The following is a 19,533-nucleotide window of genomic DNA, read 5'->3' on the forward strand; positions in this document are numbered from 1 at the left end:
GAGCAGGAGTTCTACCGCAACGCCCCCTACACCGAGGCCGACCTCCAGGCGCAGATCGACCGCGCGGTGGCGGACAACGGCGCCCGCGGCCAGCAAGTTCTCGCCGACGCCGACGCCTACCTCGCGGGCATCAACGCCTACATCGACGCCTCCGACAGCGGCCGTTACTTCCCCGGCGAGTACGACCTGACCGGCCACAAGGACGCGATAACCAACGCGGGCACCATCGACCACTTCAAGATCACCGACCTGGTGGCGCTGGCCTCCGTCATCGGCTCGCTGTTCGGTTCCGGCGGCGGTGGCGAGGTCAACAACGCTCTTTCGCTGATGGCCGCCCAGTCCAAGTACGGCGTCGAGGAGGGCACCAGGGTCTGGGAGTCCTTCCGTGAGCGCAACGACCCCGAGGCCGTCCTCACCGTCCACGACGGCCAGAGCTTCCCCTACGGGGCCAAGCCCGCCGACCCCCAGGGCGAGGCCCTGCCCGACCCCGGCTCGGTGACCCAGGAACCGCTCGTCTACGACCGCACCGGCAGCGCGGCCACCACAGCCGCCAGGACCAGTTCTGCCACGGCCGCGAAGACCACGCTCAGCTCCGCCCGCCGCGGGATGTCCAACGCCCTGGTGGTGAGCGGCAAGTACACGGCGAGCGGCCACCCGATCGCCGTGTTCGGGCCGCAGACCGGCTATTTCGCCCCGCAGCTGCTCATGCTCCAGGAGATCCAGGGCCCCGGCATCAGCGCCCGGGGCGCCTCGTTCGCGGGTCTGAGCATGTACGTGGAACTCGGGCGGGGCCAGGACTACTCCTGGAGTGCGACGACGTCGGGTCAGGACATCATCGACACCTACGCCGTCGAGCTGTGCCAGGACGACTACCACTACCTGTACCACGGCACCTGCACCGCGATGGACGAGGTCGAGCAGAAGAACGCCTGGAAGCCGACGCTGGCCGACGGCACGGCCGCCGGGTCGTACACGATGCGGGTGTGGCGCACGAAGTACGGGCCGGTGGAGTACCGGGCGACCGTCGGCGGGAAGAAGGTCGCCTACACCTCGCTGCGTTCCTCGTACCTGCACGAGGCCGACTCGATCATCGGCTTCCAGATGCTCAACGACCCCGGCTTCGTCAAGGGACCGGGGGACTTCCAGGCCGCGGCCCAGCACATCAACTACACCTTCAACTGGTTCTACGCCGACTCCCGGCACACCGCCTACTACAACAGCGGTGACAACCCGGTCCGCGCCTCCGGCGTCGACGCCGAGTTCCCGGTGTGGGCGCAGCCCGCCTACGAGTGGCGCAACTGGGACCCGGCCACCAACACGGCCGACTACACCCCGCCCTCCGCCCACCCCAACTCCGTCGACCAGGACTACTACGTCTCCTGGAACAACAAGCAGGCCCAGGACTACTCGGCCGCGGGCTGGGGCGACGGCTCCGTGCACCGGGGCAACCTGCTCGACGACCGGGTGAAGAAACTCGTCGCGGCCGGCGGGGTGACCCGCACCAAGCTGGTCCAGGCGATGGCGGACGCGGCCCTGGCCGACCTGCGCGCCGAGGACGTACTGCCCGAACTCCTCAAGGTGATCGGCTCGGCGCCGGTGACCGACCCCACCACGGCCGACGCGGTGAACAAGCTCCAGACCTGGCTGACCGCGGGCGCCAGGCGCACGGAGACCTCGGCCGGGTCGAAGACCTACGCCGACGCCGACGCGATCCGCATCCTGGACGCGTGGTGGCCCCTGCTGGTCAAGGCCGAGTTCGAACCCGGCCTCGGCACCGACCTGTACAACTCCTTCACCGGCAACCTGCCGATCGACGAGCCCCCCTCCGCCGGACACGGCCCGACCGGCTCCCACGCCGGCAGCTCCTTCCAGTTCGGCTGGTGGAGCTATGTCGACAAGGACATCCGGGCGGTGCTCGGCGAACAGGTCAAGGGCGGCCTCGCCCACGAGTACTGCGGCGGCGGCAGCCTGAGCGCCTGCCGGGACGCCCTGGTCAGCACCCTGAAGCAGGCGGCCAAGATGACCGCCGCCCAGGTCTACCCGGGCGACGACCAGTGCTCGGCCGGCGACCAGTGGTGCGCCGACTCGATCGTCCAGCGCACCCTGGGCGGCATCAAGCACGGCAGGATCAGCTGGCAGAACCGGCCGACCTTCCAGCAGGTCGTGGAGTACACCTCGCACCGGTGACCCGACCAGGGCGACCGGCATCGGCAAACGGTCGCCCGCGAGGCCATGTGCGGTGGGGCGTGCCGGGTCTGCGCCCCACCGCACATGTACCGGTCCGAGCGGGCCGGCTTGATTCCCTGCGCGACCCGAAGCTCAGCCGGTGCGGACGAACTTCACCGCGTCGGCGCGGACGCAGCCCGTTCCGCTGGAGTCGATCTCGACGTTCTGCGTGCCCGTGCCGAGCGTGTAGGTGCCGCCGATCTGGTGCCAGCCGGTCGCCTCCGTCTGCTGGTCGAGAGTGGACTGCGACTGGACGCCGCCGGCGTTGCTGTACGTCAGCTTCGCGGCCAGGTCACTGCTCGCGTTGTTGACCGTGTAGATCCAGGCGGTGTACTGCCCGGGCGTCAGTCCCTGCGTGCTCCAGTGGGCGGAGGCACCGGCCGTGCACGAGTAGCGCGTGGTGGACTGAGCGAACCCGGTCAGTCCGCTCGTGGCCCAGCCGGGTCCGGACTCGCTGTACGTGCCGGACGACGATCCGTCGTTGTCGACGTAGCGGTCCTTCTCCGAGAAGCTGACGTAGTCGACGAGGAGTTGGCCGGGCGCGGTCTGGGCGCCCGGTGACTGGTACATGATGCCGGTCAGCCAGAGGTTCATCAGTGCGCCCGGGCGGCTCGTCGCGGGGTAGGCGATCTTTCCGTTCGCGTCCACGTCGTGGCTCTGGGGCGCCGGCTTGCCGTCGATGTAGAAGGTCACGCCCGTTTCGTCGTAGAGGAAACCGTAGGTGTGCCAGTCGGAGGTCTTGAAGCTCGGGAACCGGGTCGGGTCCAGAGCGGTGGGGCCGTACATCCCACTGGTGTTCTCCTGGCCGCTCCTGGTCCAGTCGAAGGTGTTGTGGCGCAGCTGCGCCGTGTTCGAGGACTCGTTCTCGAAGCCGTCGATCTCCGTCTTCCGGCACGAGTTGCCGACGCTGCCGGTGTCGCCGCACATGGTCCAGAAGGCGCTGTGCCAGCCGGGCGCGCTGGGCATCTGCACGCGGGCCTCGTAGTAGCCGTACCCGAACTTCTGCTTCGAGATCAGCCCGCCACCGGTCCAGTTCCTCGACACTCCGTCGGCGGGGCAGGTGACGGTTTCCTTGTTGAGGGCGATCACGAGGTTGCCGCCGCTGGTCGTGACGTTGCCGGGCTGCTGGCAGCTGTACACCCGGTCGTCCGTGCGGTACTGCCAGGCATCGGTGTCGATGGTGCTGGAGTCGAAGTCGTCCCGGAACCGCTCGGTGTACAGAGAGAGGTCCGGCTGGGTGTCCGTCACTGTGTCCTGCTGGGCGACAGCCGCTGCGGCGCTGGGTACCGAGGCGGGCAGGGCGGTCACCAAGGAGACCGCTACCGCTGTCAGTGCCATCAGGACCGGGTTTCGTCTTGTTCTCATGCCGCGTCTCCCATGGGTCCGCCATGACTCGTACCGCTGACACGCAGACATTGGCCAGGACGGCGTCAGCGGGGTTTGACGGCGGCGAAGGTAGCAGCATGAGACTCACCGAGCCATAGTGTGGGTGACACTCTCAAATCATGCATGCATCCATTCGTTTTCCGGAAGCATGCCCCTCAACGGCCGCCCTCTTCGCGCATCCGCCTCGGGGCCGACGCACACCGCCGGACAACGCCGCCCGGGAATGCTCACGTGCGATGCGCGGTTCGGTCGGCACACGGCTCGGGCGGCGCCCCTCAGGCCTTGAGGGCTCGGCCGGCCGCGTGCAGCGCGAGGCGACGCGGCGCGAGTTGGGCCGCGCGCGCCGACAGCCGGTTGCCGAGGCCGGCGATGACGCTCGGCGGGGTGCGCCGCCGCTCCAGGGCCCCGCGCGTCGCCGCGACGACGTCGGCGGGAGCGGCGACCTGTCCGACCACGGCGTCGCGGGTGCCGACGACGTCGAAGAACTCGGTCTCCACCGGGCCCGGCGAGACGGCGAGTACGCGCAGGCCCGAGCCGCGGGTCTCGTAGGCGAGGGCCTCGGTCAGGCTGAGGACGAAGGCCTTGGTCGCGCCGTAGACGGCCATGGCCGGGGTGGGCTGATAGGCGGCCGTGCTCGCGACGGTGACGAGGGCGCCACGGCCGTCGGCGGCGAGGTCGGGAAGGAAGGTCCGTGTGACGTCGGCGACCGCGCCGATGTTGAGCTGGATCATGCGCGCGATCTCGTCCGGGTCCTGCTCCAGGAACGGACCGTGGCTGCCGAATCCGGCATTGTTGATCAGAGTCTGTATCCGGATGCCCCGGGATGCGAGTTCCTCCCGCAGTGCGACGCCGGCGCCCTGGCGAGCGAGATCCGCCGAGATCGGTGTGACGGTGACGCCGTGGTCCCTCCCCAGTTCGGCGGCGAGTGCCTCCAGCCGGTCCAGGCGCCGGGCGACGACCACGACGTCCGCGCCGCGCTCGGCCCACTGGCGGGCGAACTCCGCGCCCAGGCCGGAGCTGGCACCGGTGATCAGGGCACAGGTCCCCTGGTAGGAAAATGCGGACATGGCAGCGCTCCACTTGTGCGGGTCCGGGGTGCGACGACATCATCAATGTAGGCACCTGCCATCATTGTAGTCAACCGACAACATCGGGGAGGGAACGCGTGCCCGAGGGCTCGTACCACCACGGCAATCTGAGGGCCGCCCTGCTGGAGCGAGCAGAGGCCGTGCTGGTCGAAACCGGGGTCACCGGGCTGTCGCTGCGCGGTCTCGCCCGCGACCTCGGAGTGAGCCACGCCGCTCCGACGCGCCACTTCCGCGACCGCCAGGCCGTGCTCGACGCGCTCGTGGTCAGCGGCTTCGACGATCTCAACCGGCGCATGCGGGAAGCGGCGGACTCGCCGGGGCCGGTGGAGGCACGTCTCACCGCCCTGGGGCGGGCTTACGTGGACTTCGCGACGGAGCGGGCCGCGCTGCTGGGGCTGATGTTCACCGCGAAACACGAGGAGCACGCCGGGGAGGAACTCCGTCGACTGGCCCATACGAGCCTGGAGATCGCCGCCACCCTGATCGGCGAGGCACAGCGAGCGGCCGTGGTACGACCCGGCGATCCCGTCCGGCTGGCCCAGGTCGCGTTCTCCGCCATGCACGGCCTCGCCACCCTCGCCGTGGGCGGCCTGCTCGACGACACACCGGTGGACGAGGCCACCGGCCTGGCCCTGGAGATCCTGCTGGCGGGACTGCGCCCGCCCCGCTCGTAGGACACGGCAACACCGGGACCAGGACGGCCCTTTCGGGCACATCCGAGCTGTTGGGCGTCGTGTCGCACGCGGCACCAAGGCGACCTTCGGCACCCCGATCGAGCTGGACCTCGGCGGGCTCTCCATCCGCGATCCGCACCGCAGCGCCCAGGGGCGGTACCTGATCGTCGCCGGTTCCTGGGCCGCCGATGACAACGGCGATCCGCAGGCCCTGTACTCCTGGGACGGCGTCGCCGGGCACCAGCCGGCCAAGGTGACGAACCTGCCGACGACGGGCGCGGGCGCCTGGGAGGCCGACGTCTCCGTGCGACGGCACCGAGGCGAAGGCTTCTGGCTCTCGGCGGCGTGGCACCCCCGAACCGAGCCGGCGTGGCCGGGGCTGAGTCGCTTCAGTCGCTGCCCCACCGGCCTTCACGCGTCGCGGAGCCGGCGGGGACGCAGGCGGACGGTGCCGGCGCTCCGGACCACCGCACCCGGTGCCGCGGATGAGAAGGGCACGCCGATCCCGGCCGCGTCAGACTTGTCTCGGGAGGTCAGTCAGCCCCTGATGCCGCGGGAGGTAGAGATGGCTCCGCAGGACAACGTCACCTCCCCCTGGCCGTTCGCCTACCGTGATTCCTCGGTCGAGGAATTCACGTCGGCCTGGGGAAGTTCGTCGTGCAGGGGCGTGACGATTGTCGGGCCGGCCGGTGTGGGCAAATCCCGGCTCGCCGAGGAATGCCTTGCCAAGGTGGCGAAAGAGGGCTGGACAACACGGCGGGCGATGGCATCAACCGCATCCGCCGCCGTGCCACTGGGAGCAATCGCTCACATACTTCCGGAAAACGTGGATCTGACCGATCCCGTCAAAGGATACGCGGCGGTTGCGCGCGTTCTGTCCGGGCCCGACGGCACGAACCGGTGGGCGCTGCTGATCGACGACCTGCATTTGCTGGACTCCACATCACTCATCCTGTTGCGGCAACTGACCGGGGCTGATGTCGTCCGCCTGATCGGTACGGTGCGTAGCGGTGAACCAATGAGTGATGCGGCTCGCGACCTGCTCTACATGAACTCGATTCATCGAATCGACCTGGGGCCGATCGACCAGGCCGGCACGGCGGCCGTCCTGAGGGCGGCTCTCGGAAGTCCCATGGGCCGACGATCGCTGCACAGGCTGCACGTCACGTCCGGCGGTAATCTCCTTTATCTGCGTGAGATCGTGATTGGCGCAGCGCATAGCGGCGGACTCGCTCACGACGGGGAGATCTGGGAATTGAAGTCCGATCAATTCACAGGAACACCCAAGTTGACGGAACTCATCGCGGACCGTCTGGCCCTCAGCTCGCCGGCAGTTCGTCCAGTGCTGGAACTTCTGGCTCTCTGCGAGCCCGTCGCGCTGGCAGACGCTCAGGCCATGGCTTCTACGGAAACGCTGGCTTCGCTGGAAGAGGAGGGCCTGATTGAAACAGTGATGGACGGGCGGCGAACTTTCCTGCACCTGAGCCATCCACTGTATGGAGAGGCGTTGCGCGCCAATATCTCCACACTGCGACGGCGCCTCGTCATCTCGGCACAGGCCGAACGTGTGGAGTCCTGCGGAGCCCGTCGGCGAAACGATCCGCTGCGTATCGCGGGCTGGCGAATCACTTCCACCGGAACCGCTGATCCCGGTCTGCTGACACAAGCGGCTTCGCTCGCCCGCCACTCCCACGATTATCCGCAGGTGATCGAGCTCCTGAGTGCCCTGCCCGACCAGCACCACACGATCGCCACCCGGCTCGCCCTCGGCGACACCTATTTCCAGATGGGCCAGGTCGCTGAGGCCGAATCCGTACTCGCCCGCGCGGACAGGCTCGCCACCGACGAGAGTGATGTATTCAACACGACACTGATTCGAACCGGTAACCTCATATGGAGCAATGATTCGGCCGGGGCGGCCTTCGAGGTCAATGACGGCGCTCTGCAGCGGGTGCGCAGTGAAGAGGGTCAGCGCGCTCTCCGAGTCAACGAGGGGTACCTGCGGATTGCCGTTGGTGAGCTTGCTCGCGGACTGGAGTTGCTGAAGGATCTGCCCATGCGCGCGAGCAGTGCCATCAACGTGAACGCCTGGGTTCGGGGGGCCATCATGAAACCCGTCGGCCTCACCTTCACGGGTCGGGCGAACGAAGCCGTTGCCATGGCAGAGCAAGCATATGAATCACACCTGGAAGTCGACGAAGAAGCCCTGGTTTCTCACCCGCTGGTACAGCGGAATCCGCTTGTGCTGGCACTGGCGGAAGCAGGCCGCGTCACCGAGGCGATTTCCATCGGGGAACAGACATACAGCAATCTGACTACCGCGGACTCTCTGGTGAGAATCTGGCTGTCGATTTTCCTCGGCCGCAGCCACTGGATCGCGGGCCATCCGGCATCAGCTCGGAGCTGGTGGGCCGAGGCGGCCGCTCTGGCCCGATCCGTGGGCCACACCAGGGCCCTCCCCGTCGCGCTGGGGGGCTTGACGGCGTGCGCGTCACTCACAGGAGATCTCGCCGCCGCCAAGGCCGCCTTGGTCGAGTGCCGGCAGCTCCCGCCACTCGCCCCCTGCGTACTCGCCGAGGGTGAGAAACGCATCGGCGAGGCCTGGCTGCATGCGGCGTCGGGCCGTCACCAGCTGGCACGGACCGTACTCACCGAGGCGGCGGAGGATGCCCGAGCCGCGGGGTACGTCACCAGCGAGGCCTTGCTCCTCACCGAGGTGGCCAGACTCGGCGGGGCGAAGCGCGTCCGGGGTCGGCTCGCTGAACTCGCTCAGGCGTGCGACGGGGACCTGGCGGTTGCACGAGCCCGATTCGCAGACGCCCTGGCTGCGGAGAACCCCGCCGAACTCCACGCCGTCGGGGGCGATCTGGCGTCCATGGGGTGTCCGCTCCTGGCCGCGGAGGCCGCCGCCGCGGCAGCGGCCACCTGGCAACGATCGGGACACTCGGGTCATGCGGTTACGGCCAGAAAGTCGGCAACCGAATGGGCGGCTCATTGCCAGAATTCCCGCTCATCTCTTCTCGACAGTATCGACGTTGTGAGCGGGGCACAGGAGACTGCGGACATCTGGCTGGCTCTGTCCGAGCGAGAGCGGGAAATCTCCAGGCTGATCTCGCAGGGGTGGACGAACCGCGAGATCGCCTCGGAACTCTTCATCAGCGCGAAGACCGTCGAGTACCACCTCGGCAACATCTTCACCAAACACGGAATAGGTAATCGCCGGCAACTCCGGAACATGTTGCAACACACCCCATGGCTCTCATCCCAGCCGACCCAGACGCCGGGGAAACCGTGAGGCTCCGCGCCATGACCCACGTGAGACCGACCAGCGCTTCGGAGAGGAAGCGAGACGCCGACGCCACCCCGCACACGGGAGACACACCGACCGTGCCGGTCAGAGCACGGCCGACAGGAAGGACTTCGTACGCGCGTCGGCCTTTCGGAAGGCCGCCCAGGGCGCGGTGCCTGAAGGCAACGAACACCTGGGTGACTTCACCACGGCCTGGGGCCGTGAGGCCACGACGGGAATCCTGACGTCGGGAGCGCGGCTGGGTGCAATCGTCTGCGGGGCGGACGTCATCGCGCTCGGGGCGATCCAGGCGATTCACGAACTCGGCCGGCGCATACCCGAGGACGTGTCGGTCACCGGCTACGACGACATCCCCCTCGCCGAAATGGCCAACCCGCCACTCACGACCGTGCGGCAACCCGTGGAGGACCTTGCTCTCGCGAGCATGGCCCGGCTCGCCGCGCGTCAGCGCGATCCCTCAGAGCCGACGCGTGGCACGCTCATATCGCCCCAGCTCGCGGTCCGTTCCACTACGCGACCACTCTGAGGCGGCCGGTGCCGGCACCGCCGGGCCTCCCTCGGCGCCGGACCGCCTGGTGGGCCCGCCGAGAGGCCCGGCCCGCATCCGCCTCCGGGGTCCGTCCGGGCCGAGGAAACTGCTCGGCCCGGTCGAGCACTTCGAGGGATATCGCAGCCGTAGGCCGGGGAAGGGACGGCGCAAACCGTCTTCCCGGTCCGAGGTCGGCCGACGTTCTTCGTCCGCGGCGGCCAAGGCGGCCCCGGTGATCGGCGCAGCGCACAGCCTCCGGCCCTGGATGCCCGGGGAGTCCGGTCGCGCCGACCGGCCGGCGCGACCGTGCCGGCGGTTCAAGGCCGTTGCCCCCCGGTGCTCAAGGTCAGCCTTCTCGCGGCTCTGACGAGTTGGGAGGCGCCCCGCCGTTCCGAGAGGGTGGCGACACCGCGGATCGGCGGGCGGCCGGGTGCCGCCTCCGCGCACTCGGCCGCGAGGACGAGGAGATCGGCCAGTCCCGTTCGTGCCGTGCCACCGTCCCGGGGCAGCGTGCGGGAGAGGGCTGCGGCCAGTACCGCGTACACGGTCGCCGGAGCGGACATGGCGGCGGACCGCAGGGCGTCCGCGACCCGCCTGAGTTCGAGGGCGTCGATGTCGATCAGATCCGCGATGGTGCCGCCCAGGCGGTCGCCGTCCGCTTCCGCTCGGCCGGCGAGGATCAGCAGGGCGTCGGCTGCAGCGGTCCTCTCCTGCACCTTCGAGGCTCCCATTCCGTAGGCGAGGGCGAGGTAGCCGGCCGGCCCCGCCAGCGCCCCGCCCTCGGCCAGGAGGGGCAGATACGCGGCGGCACAAGGGTGGTCGTGCTCCGCGCCGGCCGCGAACGCCGTCAGCGTGCGGACGATCACCAGTTCCGGCTGCCCGGGGACCGTGTAGAGCCACTGCGGGAAGGAACGGGGCCAGGACGGATCGTGCTCGGAACAGCGGGCCTGCCCGGTCGGGTACGCGGCGCCGACGGCACGGAAAGGGGCGGAGAATTCCGCCAGCCCGTCGGTGACGTCCTCCACGCCGAACCGGAGGCGTCCCGGCTCCCAGTCGAAACCCTCGTGCGAGGACCACGGCGGGGACGGTCCGTAGACCCCCTTCATCCGCCCGGCCTCGAGGTAGTCGTCATAGGCTCTTCGCATGGCGGCCAGGCTCCACCCCCGCGGGTATGCGGCGGCGGCTTCCGGATCGTCGGGATATGCGAACGGCAGCAGGGTGGCTCGCCGGCACGTCGGTACGGGGAAGCATCCGTCCGCCATCCACCGCGCGAGGCGGTGACCCTCCGGTGTGCCGAGATCCTCGGCCGCCGCCGCCGGGACGCCGGGGTCGGCCCGTAGCCGGAACAAGGCCTGCTCGAAGTCCGCCTCACCGGCGCGTACGCCCAGTCGGGCGTAGTCGCGAAGGCGTGCGAGCAGGACCCTCGGATCGATCAACCCCGAGGAGTGGGTCGGCGTGGCGAGGAGGAACGGCGGGCGGTCACCGGACGCGATCCGCCGGGCCGCCTCCACCAGCCGGGCGGTGAGGACGGCGTCGAAGACGAGATGGCCGCACTCTCTGTGCCACGGAGGCACCACGGCGTCGTCCAGCACTTCGGTGGTGACCCGGCCGACCACCGCCGCGGCCACCAGGGAGACTTCGAGGTGTCCGTTCTGACCCTTCGTGCGGTAACGGTACGAGCGCAGCACCGGGCGCAGCGCTGCGGTGAGGCCCTGTGCGTTGCCGTGGGCGAGGCGCACCAGACCGTCCAGTACGCGTTCGACGGCGGCGGGCCCCGGCACGCGCGCGCCCAGTACGGCCCCCAGCTCGGCGGCGGCCTCTTGCGGATCGCTCAGGGGCGGCGCGAGCGGGGCGTCGACGACGGGCTCGGGCAGCTGATCCACGTGTGGCACACCGAGGCCTGGTCGCGGTGGCGTGTTCGCGACGCCGAGGAAGGCGACCGTCTGGCCGCGCAGGCCGGGCGGCAGGTACTCGACGGCGGCCGCCAGCTCCGCCGTCGTGGTCTCGTCCAGCGCCGTCCGCATCCGGCCGGCGAGCCTGACCGCCCTCTCCTGGATGTCGGGTGCCGAGTGGGCGAACGCGTCCGCCAGGAGCGGCGCCAGCAGGCGCGCACGGTACTGGCTGCGACGTGCTTCCCGTGCCAGGAACGTCAGTGCGGCACTCACCAGCGGCTTTTCCGGTCGCGCCAGCGAACCCCGAAGGCCGGCCACGAGTCGCACGTCGTCCAGCCGACCGCGGTCGGCCAGCTCCCGCAACCAGCCGAGCGCGGGCCTGGCGAGGGGACCGGTGCCCGAGCCCACCGCGGCGATCCAGGTGTCGGTCCACCGGGCCAGTTCCTCGGTGTCCAGCCGCAGGGCGGTGAGCAGCGCGGCACGCCCGCGCTGCTCACCGATCGCGTCGGTCAGCAGGAGACTCGGCACCACCGCGCCGATCACGCGGTCGCGATCGAGCCGGCCTTCCCGGATCAGGACGGCCAGGATGTCGGGGATGCGGGGCCCCCTCCCCCGCTCGTCGATGAAGCGGCCCAGTCCCGGGACGTGGGGCAGCCGCGAGAGAGCTTCGCCGCCGAGCACGCAGGACGTCATCAAGCGGGCGGCGTCCTCGGCGGATTCGGCCTCCCGCTGGTGCGTGGCGCACCAGCCCAGCACGCCGTCGTCGGAGAGACCCACGGGGGCTCCGGCCGCCTCTGCCAGCGCCGCCACGGTGGGCGTGGCGTACCAGGGATCCAGGGACCGGGCCACGGTGATCAGATCCTGTGCCGGCACACCCGAGAGCACGTCCACCAGGTCGGCCGCGAACGCCCGCTCGTGCGTCGGGCACCGGGGGTCCGTCAGCAGGGCGATCACCGCGTCGACGCTGTCGCGTCGGGCGGCCGCCTGCTGAAGAACTAACTCGCGGAACACGGTGACTGCCTTCCGGCGGCACGACGTGTACGGCAGCCGGTCGGAGCAGAAGGGCTTCCCTCGGCGCTCGGCAGTGCACAAGGGCGTGCGGAGACGGGAGTCTGCACGGGATCGGTCATGCGCCGGATCGTAGGGCGCGGCACCGGCAGGGCGCCGGAGACCGCCGGCCCCGGCCCGCCAACGCTCACCGGAACCGAGCATTCTGCGAGGCGCCGGAGCGGGGAGCGGGGTATGTCCGGCGCTCGGCGGCGCTGGAACGGCGGCCCGGTCGCGCCCCCGGACCGCGCCACCGCGGCGCGGGGGTCGCCGGCCCTCCGAGTCCCGGTGCCGGTCCCGACGCCCGCCGACCGCTCGCCCGTGTGTCCGTCGATGTCAGTGAGGCTTGGTAGAACCGGGAGTGATCCCCACCCACCAGTTCACGGAGCGAGCTGTATGTCCGACCCGACGTACCCGACCGACCGCCACACACACTGGGGTGGGCTGCCCACCTTCCACTTCCCTCTCCTTGACGAGGAACTACCCGGGGCCCTGCCCGCGGCCGACGCCGTCGCCTGGCGGATCTCGGTGGAGGACTACTACGAGAACGAACTCGGTGACTGGGCAGCCACGTTCGCCCACTTCGCGAAGGCCGTGGACCTCTCACAGGTGCGTGCGCTCCTCGTCGGGATCTGGCCCGAGGCGACCGTCATCGAGACCGAGGGGCCCAACATGGAGGCCGTCGAGGCACTGGTGGCCGCGGCCGGCCGGCCGTCGTGCTCCAGGGCCTGGGCCACGCCGTACTCGGCGGACAGCCGGGCCGCGTCCTTCCCGGCCGCGGCGGCCTCGTCGCGGACCGCCGCGTAGGTGTTCAGGGCCGTCTTCGGGTCGCCGTTGCGCAGGCTGATCTCCGCGTAGCGCAGATCGGTCTGGAGGGTGTCGTGCAGTTCACTCGTGAGCAGTTCCAGCAGGTGTCCCGGGGCGCAGCCGAGCCGGGCGGCGATCTGTTCCAGGACTTCCGGGGAGGGGGTCCGCTTGCCCGCCTCCAGCAGCGAGATGTAGCTCGGGGAGAGTGTCGTGCCGGCCAGGTCCGTCTGCGACAGACCTGCCTCGCGGCGCAGCCGGCGGATCCGTGAACCCAGGGCCTGCGATTCCGCCATGATGCCTTCCCCTTATTGTGACTGACAGCAGGACATAGTGAGTGAATATATCCGGTCAATACTTTATGACCCGCCGGGCCCGTGGACCATGCCATCTTTATGCGACCATGGCCTTTCAACCATCCTGAAGTATCCACGGAAAAAGGGCAGAGACCCCGCGAGGGTCGTCCGGACATCATGGGCATGAGGGTCGCCGATGCAGGTCAGCGCCGGGCACGTCGCATCGCGGCGCCGTCGTACGACGTGCCGGCGCCGCTCCCACGACAAGCCGAAGTGCGCGGTCGAGGTGATTGTTGTGCGACTCCGGCGGGCGATCCGGTCGTGCACGCTGCTGGCAGGCTGTCGGGACGGCCGCTGGACCGCACCGCGCCCTGGCCGAAGGTCATGGCAAGGAGGGGGCGTCGGCGGATGGAGCGGCGGTTTCGCATGGGTGTGCCATTTCTGCGAGGTCGTTTGACGTCCACACACAGGAGCACACGCCACTGACAGCGGATGCCCCCCAAGGGCGTCGCCCGCACCACCGTTCATCCCGGCCGAACACGTGGAACCGGTCCGGCTCGAGGAGTTCGGGGTGCCGATCCGGTCGCCACTGCGCGGTCCCGCAATGACCCCGTCCCACCGCGGGCGTCGGCCGAGCGGCTACCCGCCGATCCGCGCCCGCAGCTCGGTCGTCGCCGTGTGGGTGGAGGGCCGTGCGGGGAGTTGGGCGGGTATGCGCTCCAGGACGCCGCCCGCGAAGACGTCGTACAACGGCAGGCTTTCGAGGTGGACGTAACCGATGTGGCAGTCGCAGACGGCGAGGGGGCAGGAGCGGGGGCGCAGGGCTGCACGGTAGGTGCCGTCGTAGAGGTTGCCGAGTTCGGCGGGGACGAAGTGGCAGCGGCGGACCGTGCCCTCGCCGTCGACCGAGATCACCGACTCGCCGGTGCGGCAGGGCAGTCCGGCGCTCCCGTGCGGATGGCGGCTGTACGGGAAGAGCGGGTCGAGCGCGGTCCAGTCCTCGGCCTCGGCGTCCTCGTAGGTGTGTCCCTCGGCCGCGTTGATCCACAGGTACACGTGCTCGGGCAGGTCGGCGCGCAGCCGCCGGGCCGCCGCGAGGTGCTCGGGCAGGCCCACGACGCCGACGCTGAACCGGACGCCCCGGCCCGCGAGGTCGTGGCACTTGGCGAGGAAGCGGTCGTAGGGGGTCTGGCCCGGATGGTAGGTGCACCACAGGGCGAGGGTGCCCGGGTCGGCGTCGCCGAGCCAGTCGGTGCGGCAGCTGAGGTTGGTCTGGATGGCGACCCGGCGGATGTGCGGGAGGTGGGACAGTTCGGCGAGGGTACGCCGGTACCAGGAGCGGACCAGGCCTTCCCCCCAGGGGGTGAAGAGGAGGGAGAGCCGGTCGTCGGTCTGCTCGGCGGCCCATCGGGCGAAGCGTTCCAGGGCGGCGCGGTCGGCGCGCAGTTGGGCGGTGGAGTCGCGGCGCTTGGCGAACGGGCAGTACGGGCAGTCGTAGTCGCAGGAGGCGAGCGGGCCCCGGTAGAGGAGGGTCAGGTCCATGGTGGTCCCCTCACTTCCGCTCGTAGGCGGCCATGGCGGCGCGCACGGCCGGGGAGAACAGCTCGGGGCCGATCGCGTCGGAGTGGGCGAGGCCTTCCGGGGTGAGTCTCAGGTTCACGGGGTCGTCGGTGAGCCAGCCGCGGTCGGCGATACGGGCCAGTTCCGGGCCGAAGTCGTCGGCGGGCGTGCTGCCGAAGCGCGCGCGGTAGTCGTCGGCGCGGAGTCCCTCGGCCTGCAGGAGTGACTGCAGGAGGTGACGGCGGCGGGACTCGTCGCCGGTCATGCGGTGGCCGACCTCGGCGCGGGTGAAGTCGGCCGTGCCCACGTAGTCGTCGATGATGCCGCGGATCTCGTGCATGCCGACCGCGTAGTCGAAGGAGTAGTGCAGTCCGGCGGTGTAGGAGCGGGCTCCGCAGCCGAGGCCGATCATGCCGTCGGTCTGGCAGGCGTAGTCGTCGGCGGTCTGGGGCGGGGCGTCGGTGCGGCGGAACATGCGCATGGACTGCTGGGTGTAGCCGTGCGCGAGGAGGTGGTCGCGGCCGGCCCGGTACAGGGTCAGCCGCTGCTCGTCCCACGCCGGGTCGGGGCCGGTGCGGCGGCGGTCGAGGCCGGTGAGGGGGCGGACGTAGAGGGGGTAGAGGTAGAGCTCCTCGGGGTGCCAGGCGAGGGCCGCGTCCAGGGAGTGCCGCCAGGTCTGTTCGGTCTGGCCGTCGATGCCGTAGATGAGGTCGATGTTGAGGACCGGGATACGGGCGTCGCGGACCCGGGCGAGGGCGGCCTCGACGTCGGAGCGGCGCTGCGGGCGTACGGCGGCCCGGGCCTCGGCGTCGACGAAGCTCTGGACGCCCAGGCTGAGCCGGGTGGTGCCGCGCTCGGCCAGGACGGCGAGCCGGTCGGCGGTGGCCGTGGCGGGTGAGGCCTCCACGGACAGCGGGACGGCGCGCAGGTCGGCGCCCATGCGGTGCTCGGCGATGTCGCAGAGGCGCTCCAGTTCGGCGGCGGTGAGGAAGGTGGGCGTGCCACCGCCGAACGCGGCCGTGGCGAACCGGGCCTCGCCGGTGTCCCCGAGGGCGTCCCGTACGGCGGTCGCCTGCCGGTCCAGGGCGTCCAGATAGGCGCCGGTCAGGCCGTCGGGGGCGCCGATGCGGGTGAAGAGGTTGCAGAACCCGCAGCGGACCTCGCAGAACGGTATGTGGAGGTACAGGGAGAGGGCGTCCTTGGGTTCGGCCGCCCAGAGGTCCCTCAGCGGGGGCCGGTCGTCGAGTCTCCGGTACGCGGTCTTGTGCGGGTAGGCGTAGACGTAGTGCTGGTAGGGGCTGGTGAGCTGGGCGGTGGTCATCGGGCGGCCTCGGCGGGGTCCAGGAAGAAGTGGGCGTACGGCACGGTCCACACGGACTCGTGGCCGAGGCGGTGGCCGGTGTAGCCGTCGTCGCCGTAGGCGGTGCCGTGGTCGGAGCAGACGATCGCGAAGCAGCGGCGCCTGCCGGCGGCGGCGGTGAGGAGCCGGCCGATGTGCCGGTCGACGTATTCCAGGGCGGCGGCGTGCGTCTCGCGGGTGTCGCCGGCTTCGCGGGTCGCACCCGGGAGGTGGAACCAGTTGGGCTGGTGCAGGGCGGAGACGTTCACGAAGAGGAACAGCCGCTGCCCGGAGGGGAGTTCGCGGACCACGCGTTCGGCGCAGGCGACCTGGTTCTCGAAGGAGTGCGGTGAGGCGACCCCGAACTCGGGCGCCCAGTGGGACTCGTGGAAGAGGCCGGGCAGGACCGAGCCGAGCGGGCCCTGCTTGTTGAAGAAGCCCACTCCCCCGACGCACACCGTGTGGTAGCCCTCCTTGGCGAGGCCGGAGACCAGGTCGGGGGTGTCGTAGACGAAGGTGCCGTCGGCGGTGGTCTCGCTGCCCGCGAAGCTCGCCGCGAACAGGCGTGGGTGCGGTCCGGGGGCGGCCGGGGTGGGCAGGAAGCCCGCGAAGATCGCCTGGTGGGAGGCGTAGGTGAAGCTGCCGGGGGCGTGCCGCTTCTCCCAGCGGCCGCCGGGAAGATGCCGGGCGAGATTCGGGATGCGGCCCGCCTCCGCCAGCTCCACGGCCACGTCGTGGCGCAGGGTGTCGAGGGTGACCAGGAGGATGTCGTGACTGCCGACGACGTCCTTCATGTCGAGCTCAGGCATGGGGTGTTCCTCTTGTGTGCCGGTGGTGCAGTACGGCGGCCACCTGGGCGCCGTAGGTGTCCAGGCCCTCGGCGCCGCTGCCGGGCAGGCCGGTCAGCCGGGGCAGCAGATCGCCGAAGGCGTTGACCTCGCCGACGGCGGCCCTGCGCCAGCCGGCGGCCGGGAGCAGGTCGACGCCGACGCAGAGGGTGCGCGGGAAGCAGGACGCGGCCCGCTCGCACACCCCGAGGACGTCGGCCCAGCGGACGCCCGCCGCCTCGAAGGACCGCCGAGCGGCCGCCAGGTCGCCGCGGCTGCCGCCGAGGTGGAGGTTGGTCATGGGCGAGCGGCTGGTGCGGACCACGGCGTGGGTGGCCCGGCCGGCCACGACGACGACCCGCAGGTCGGCGGCCCGGCCCTGCTGGGAGGCCTTGGGCAGCCAGCGTTCGAGGTGCAGGCCGTCCGGGGCGAGCGCGTCGACGACGGCGGCGATGTCGCGCTCGCTCTGGTAGCGGCGCACCCTGAGGGAGTTGTGGAGGCGGCCGTCCGGGGTCAGCTCCGCCGAGGTGGTCGCCCTGATCCGGCCGGCGCCACCGGTCTCGACGGCGAGGACGCCCGACGCGGACGATCCGTGCGCGGGTTTCACGAACAGCCGGTGCATCCGGTGCTCGCGCATCAACGCCCGTACGTCGTCCCAGCCGTGTACCTCCGCGGCCTCCGGTCCCGAGGTCGGCGAGGCGGGTACGGGCACCCCGGCGGCGTCGAGGACGGCGTGGCAGCGGCGTTTGTCGAACAGGACGGCGATGTCGTCCGGGTCGTCGAGGCGGATGCCGCCGCGCAGACCGCGCACCGCCGCGGTGAACGAGGCGTACCAGCGGGCCGAGCCCTCCACCCGCGTGGGGTCCTCGGCGCCCCGCAGCAGCCGGTCGACCTCGGTGTTCTCCCCGGGCGAGTCGATGCGTACGGTCTCGTCGGCGGCGAATTCGGCTCCCCCGTCGCGCAGGACGTCCGTCCAGGGGACGATCCGCGGGGCGGGCAGACCGGCCGTGCGCACCGCGTCGCCGAAGAGGGCGACGCGGCGGTTCTCCGGGTTGCCGACCACCGCGAAGCGCGGCCCCGGCGCGTGGGGTGTGTTCATTCGCTCACGGCGACGTAGCGCCAGACCGTGCCGTCGTCGTCCGCCTCCTCCTCGGTGCCGTCGCGGTCGAGGTCCAGCTCGACGCCCGCCAGCGTCTGCCTGAGGCGGTCCTGGATGGGCTCGGTGAGGTAGTGGTGGTGCAGGTCGAGCTTCTTGAGGTGGGTGAGCGGCTGACCGCCGAGCAGGGCGGCCGCGCCCTCGTCGGTCAGGACGCCCATGGAGAGGTCCAGGGCCTCCAGGCGGGCGACGACCGGGGCGGAGGCGACGGCCGCGGCGACGGCGTCCTGTATCTCGCTGTTGCGCAGGGCCAGGTGCCGCAGGTTCGGCAGACGGGCGCCGGACAGGATCGGCTCCAGGTCGGCGGCCTCGCTGTCACCGCCGTATTCGGGGGTGCCGAGCCACAGGTCGAGGTGCTCGAGCGCGGGCAGATCGCTGCCGCCGACCCCGCGCACCACCTCCGCGGGCAGGCCGCCCGCCTCGATGACGAGCTTGCGCAGCGCGCCGTGGCTCACCGTGGGGAACTTCAGCTCGGTGCCGCCCCGCACACCGAACTCCTCCAGTTCGGGGAAGCCTTCGAGCAGCGGGGTGACGTCGGTCTGGTGGATCCAGGAGATCTCGCACTCCTCCGACTCCATGTCGCCCAGGAACAGGGCGCGCAGGGCGGGGAATCGGTCCCGGGCCGCCACCAGGGCCTCGATTTCGGCGGTGGGCTCGGTGTCGTACGCCTCCTGCCAGGCGCCGACGATCAGTGCCCGTACGCGGGTGGTGTCGACGGTGGCGCAGAACCGCGCGAACGCCACCGTCCAGTCCTCGTCGGCGTCGTAGACGTCGCTGGTGATCCGCCAGGCGACGGCGTCCGGGGCGGGCGCGTCGTCCGTGCGCGCGTCGGGGCCCGGGAACTGGTGGGTGGGCAGACCGTACAGCGAGACGAGGTGCTGGGCGTAGGACATACGGCTGCTCCTGTGCGGAAAACGTGTGCGATCCCTGATGACCGCAGTTGTACCAACCGGCACTGACAGCGTCCGTCGGCGGGCCCTGGGTTCGGGGGCGTTGTCAGTGGTGACGCCTACGGTCGTGGTCATGAGGCCGGTGCGCGGTGCACCCGGCGGTGAGGGGAGAGTCGTGTACCGGCAGGGAGACGTGCTGATCGTGCCCGTGGACGCGGAGGCGGTGCCGCCGCATGTCGCCCGGGCGCCGCGGGAGGCCCGGGACGGGCGGGGCCGGCTGGTGCTCGCGCTGGGCGAGGTCACCGGCCATGCGCACGCCGTGGTGGGGCCGGGTGATCTGGTGCGCGAGCCGGGGCCGTTCGGCCCGCTGTTGCTGCATCTGCCGCAGGGCGGCCGGGTGGTGCACGAGGAGCACGCGGCCATCACCCTGCCGAAGGGCTGGTACCGGGTGATCCGGCAGCGGGAGTACGTGCCGGGGTCCGTGCGGATCGTGGCGGACTGAACAGGGA

General features: G+C 70.8%; 14 protein-coding genes and 1 pseudogene. 6 read left to right on the plus strand and 9 right to left on the minus strand.

What is annotated here, in order from left to right:
• Positions 1–2,187, plus strand: a 2,187-nt coding sequence (locus ACZ7FF_RS34455; RefSeq protein WP_470817360.1) for a penicillin acylase family protein, incomplete at its 5' end; no start/stop codon positions are given.
• Positions 2,188–2,319: 132 nt separating this feature from the next.
• On the opposite strand, the gene ACZ7FF_RS34460 is transcribed toward ACZ7FF_RS34455, so the two are convergent.
• Both ACZ7FF_RS34460 and ACZ7FF_RS34465 read right to left on the minus strand, forming a co-directional pair.
• Positions 2,320–3,591 carry a family 16 glycosylhydrolase gene (locus ACZ7FF_RS34460; RefSeq protein WP_470817362.1) on the minus strand — a complete coding sequence of 424 codons (1,272 nt, stop codon included), beginning with the start codon at positions 3,589–3,591 and terminating at the stop codon, positions 2,320–2,322.
• A gap of 296 nt (positions 3,592–3,887) precedes the next feature.
• Positions 3,888–4,679 (minus strand): SDR family NAD(P)-dependent oxidoreductase, encoded by a 792-nt coding sequence (locus tag ACZ7FF_RS34465; RefSeq protein WP_470817363.1) that lies wholly within the window; start codon positions 4,677–4,679, stop codon positions 3,888–3,890.
• A gap of 98 nt (positions 4,680–4,777) precedes the next feature.
• Between ACZ7FF_RS34465 and ACZ7FF_RS34470 the strand changes: the two genes are divergently transcribed.
• The 4 genes and pseudogenes from ACZ7FF_RS34470 (at position 4,778) to ACZ7FF_RS34485 (ending at position 9,210) form a co-directional block, all read left to right on the plus strand.
• Positions 4,778–5,374, plus strand: a complete 597-nt coding sequence (locus ACZ7FF_RS34470) for a TetR/AcrR family transcriptional regulator (RefSeq protein ID WP_470817364.1) — start codon at positions 4,778–4,780, stop codon at positions 5,372–5,374.
• Positions 5,375–5,435: 61 nt separating this feature from the next.
• A pseudogene (locus ACZ7FF_RS34475) lies at positions 5,436–5,681 on the plus strand (hypothetical protein); the annotation flags it as partial.
• A gap of 258 nt (positions 5,682–5,939) precedes the next feature.
• On the plus strand, positions 5,940–8,669 hold the full coding sequence (locus tag ACZ7FF_RS34480) for a helix-turn-helix transcriptional regulator (RefSeq protein WP_470817366.1): 2,730 nt from the start codon (positions 5,940–5,942) through the stop codon (positions 8,667–8,669).
• Positions 8,590–9,210 carry a LacI family DNA-binding transcriptional regulator gene (locus tag ACZ7FF_RS34485; protein WP_470817545.1) on the plus strand — a complete coding sequence of 207 codons (621 nt, stop codon included), beginning with the start codon at positions 8,590–8,592 and terminating at the stop codon, positions 9,208–9,210. Before ACZ7FF_RS34480 ends, ACZ7FF_RS34485 begins: the two co-directional genes overlap by 80 nt.
• Positions 9,211–9,530: 320 nt before the next feature.
• Here the strand turns inward: ACZ7FF_RS34485 and ACZ7FF_RS34490 are convergent, their stop codons facing one another.
• The 7 genes from ACZ7FF_RS34490 to ACZ7FF_RS34520 form a co-directional block, all read right to left on the minus strand.
• Complete coding sequence (locus ACZ7FF_RS34490; protein ID WP_470817368.1) at positions 9,531–12,116, minus strand: DUF7824 domain-containing protein; 2,586 nt, start codon at positions 12,114–12,116, stop codon at positions 9,531–9,533.
• A 575-nt stretch (positions 12,117–12,691) separates the two neighbouring features.
• Positions 12,692–13,252, minus strand: coding sequence for a helix-turn-helix domain-containing protein (locus ACZ7FF_RS34495; protein WP_470817369.1), 561 nt, complete (start codon positions 13,250–13,252; stop codon positions 12,692–12,694).
• Between the two features lie 639 nt (positions 13,253–13,891).
• Positions 13,892–14,794: an STM4011 family radical SAM protein gene (locus ACZ7FF_RS34500; protein ID WP_470817370.1), complete on the minus strand. Its 903-nt coding sequence runs from the start codon at positions 14,792–14,794 to the stop codon at positions 13,892–13,894.
• Positions 14,795–14,804: 10 nt separating this feature from the next.
• The gene (locus tag ACZ7FF_RS34505) at positions 14,805–16,133 is read right to left on the minus strand and encodes an STM4012 family radical SAM protein (protein ID WP_470817371.1); all 1,329 of its coding nucleotides are present in this window, start codon (positions 16,131–16,133) and stop codon (positions 14,805–14,807) included.
• On the minus strand, positions 16,130–16,945 hold the full coding sequence (locus tag ACZ7FF_RS34510) for an STM4013/SEN3800 family hydrolase (protein ID WP_470817547.1): 816 nt from the start codon (positions 16,943–16,945) through the stop codon (positions 16,130–16,132). The genes ACZ7FF_RS34505 and ACZ7FF_RS34510 overlap by 4 nt, the downstream gene beginning before the upstream one ends.
• A gap of 7 nt (positions 16,946–16,952) precedes the next feature.
• Positions 16,953–18,077, minus strand: coding sequence for an STM4014 family protein (locus tag ACZ7FF_RS34515; protein ID WP_470817372.1), 1,125 nt, complete (start codon positions 18,075–18,077; stop codon positions 16,953–16,955).
• Complete coding sequence (locus ACZ7FF_RS34520) at positions 18,074–19,027, minus strand: STM4015 family protein (RefSeq protein ID WP_470817373.1); 954 nt, start codon at positions 19,025–19,027, stop codon at positions 18,074–18,076. The genes ACZ7FF_RS34515 and ACZ7FF_RS34520 overlap by 4 nt, the downstream gene beginning before the upstream one ends.
• A 172-nt stretch (positions 19,028–19,199) precedes the next feature.
• Here ACZ7FF_RS34520 and ACZ7FF_RS34525 point away from each other — a divergent pair, with 172 nt between their 5' ends.
• Positions 19,200–19,526, plus strand: coding sequence for a hypothetical protein (locus ACZ7FF_RS34525; protein ID WP_470817374.1), 327 nt, complete (start codon positions 19,200–19,202; stop codon positions 19,524–19,526).
• Positions 19,527–19,533 lie beyond the last annotated feature (7 nt).

Source organism: Streptomyces sp. NPDC037126 (assembly GCF_055605965.1).

Bases quoted from the DNA above. Each gene is read 5' to 3' on its own strand.
- ACZ7FF_RS34500 (WP_470817370.1), bottom strand. From the start codon at position 14,794: ATGGACCTGACCCTCCTCTACCGGGGCCCGCTCGCCTCCTGCGACTAC.
- ACZ7FF_RS34520 (WP_470817373.1), bottom strand. From the start codon at position 19,027: ATGTCCTACGCCCAGCACCTCGTCTCGCTGTACGGTCTGCCCACCCAC.
- ACZ7FF_RS34480 (WP_470817366.1), top strand. From the start codon at position 5,940: ATGGCTCCGCAGGACAACGTCACCTCCCCCTGGCCGTTCGCCTACCGT.
- ACZ7FF_RS34510 (WP_470817547.1), bottom strand. From the start codon at position 16,945: ATGAAGGACGTCGTCGGCAGTCACGACATCCTCCTGGTCACCCTCGAC.
- ACZ7FF_RS34460 (WP_470817362.1), bottom strand. From the start codon at position 3,591: ATGAGAACAAGACGAAACCCGGTCCTGATGGCACTGACAGCGGTAGCG.
- ACZ7FF_RS34465 (WP_470817363.1), bottom strand. From the start codon at position 4,679: ATGTCCGCATTTTCCTACCAGGGGACCTGTGCCCTGATCACCGGTGCC.
- ACZ7FF_RS34515 (WP_470817372.1), bottom strand. From the start codon at position 18,077: ATGAACACACCCCACGCGCCGGGGCCGCGCTTCGCGGTGGTCGGCAAC.
- ACZ7FF_RS34495 (WP_470817369.1), bottom strand. From the start codon at position 13,252: ATGGCGGAATCGCAGGCCCTGGGTTCACGGATCCGCCGGCTGCGCCGC.
- ACZ7FF_RS34505 (WP_470817371.1), bottom strand. From the start codon at position 16,133: ATGACCACCGCCCAGCTCACCAGCCCCTACCAGCACTACGTCTACGCC.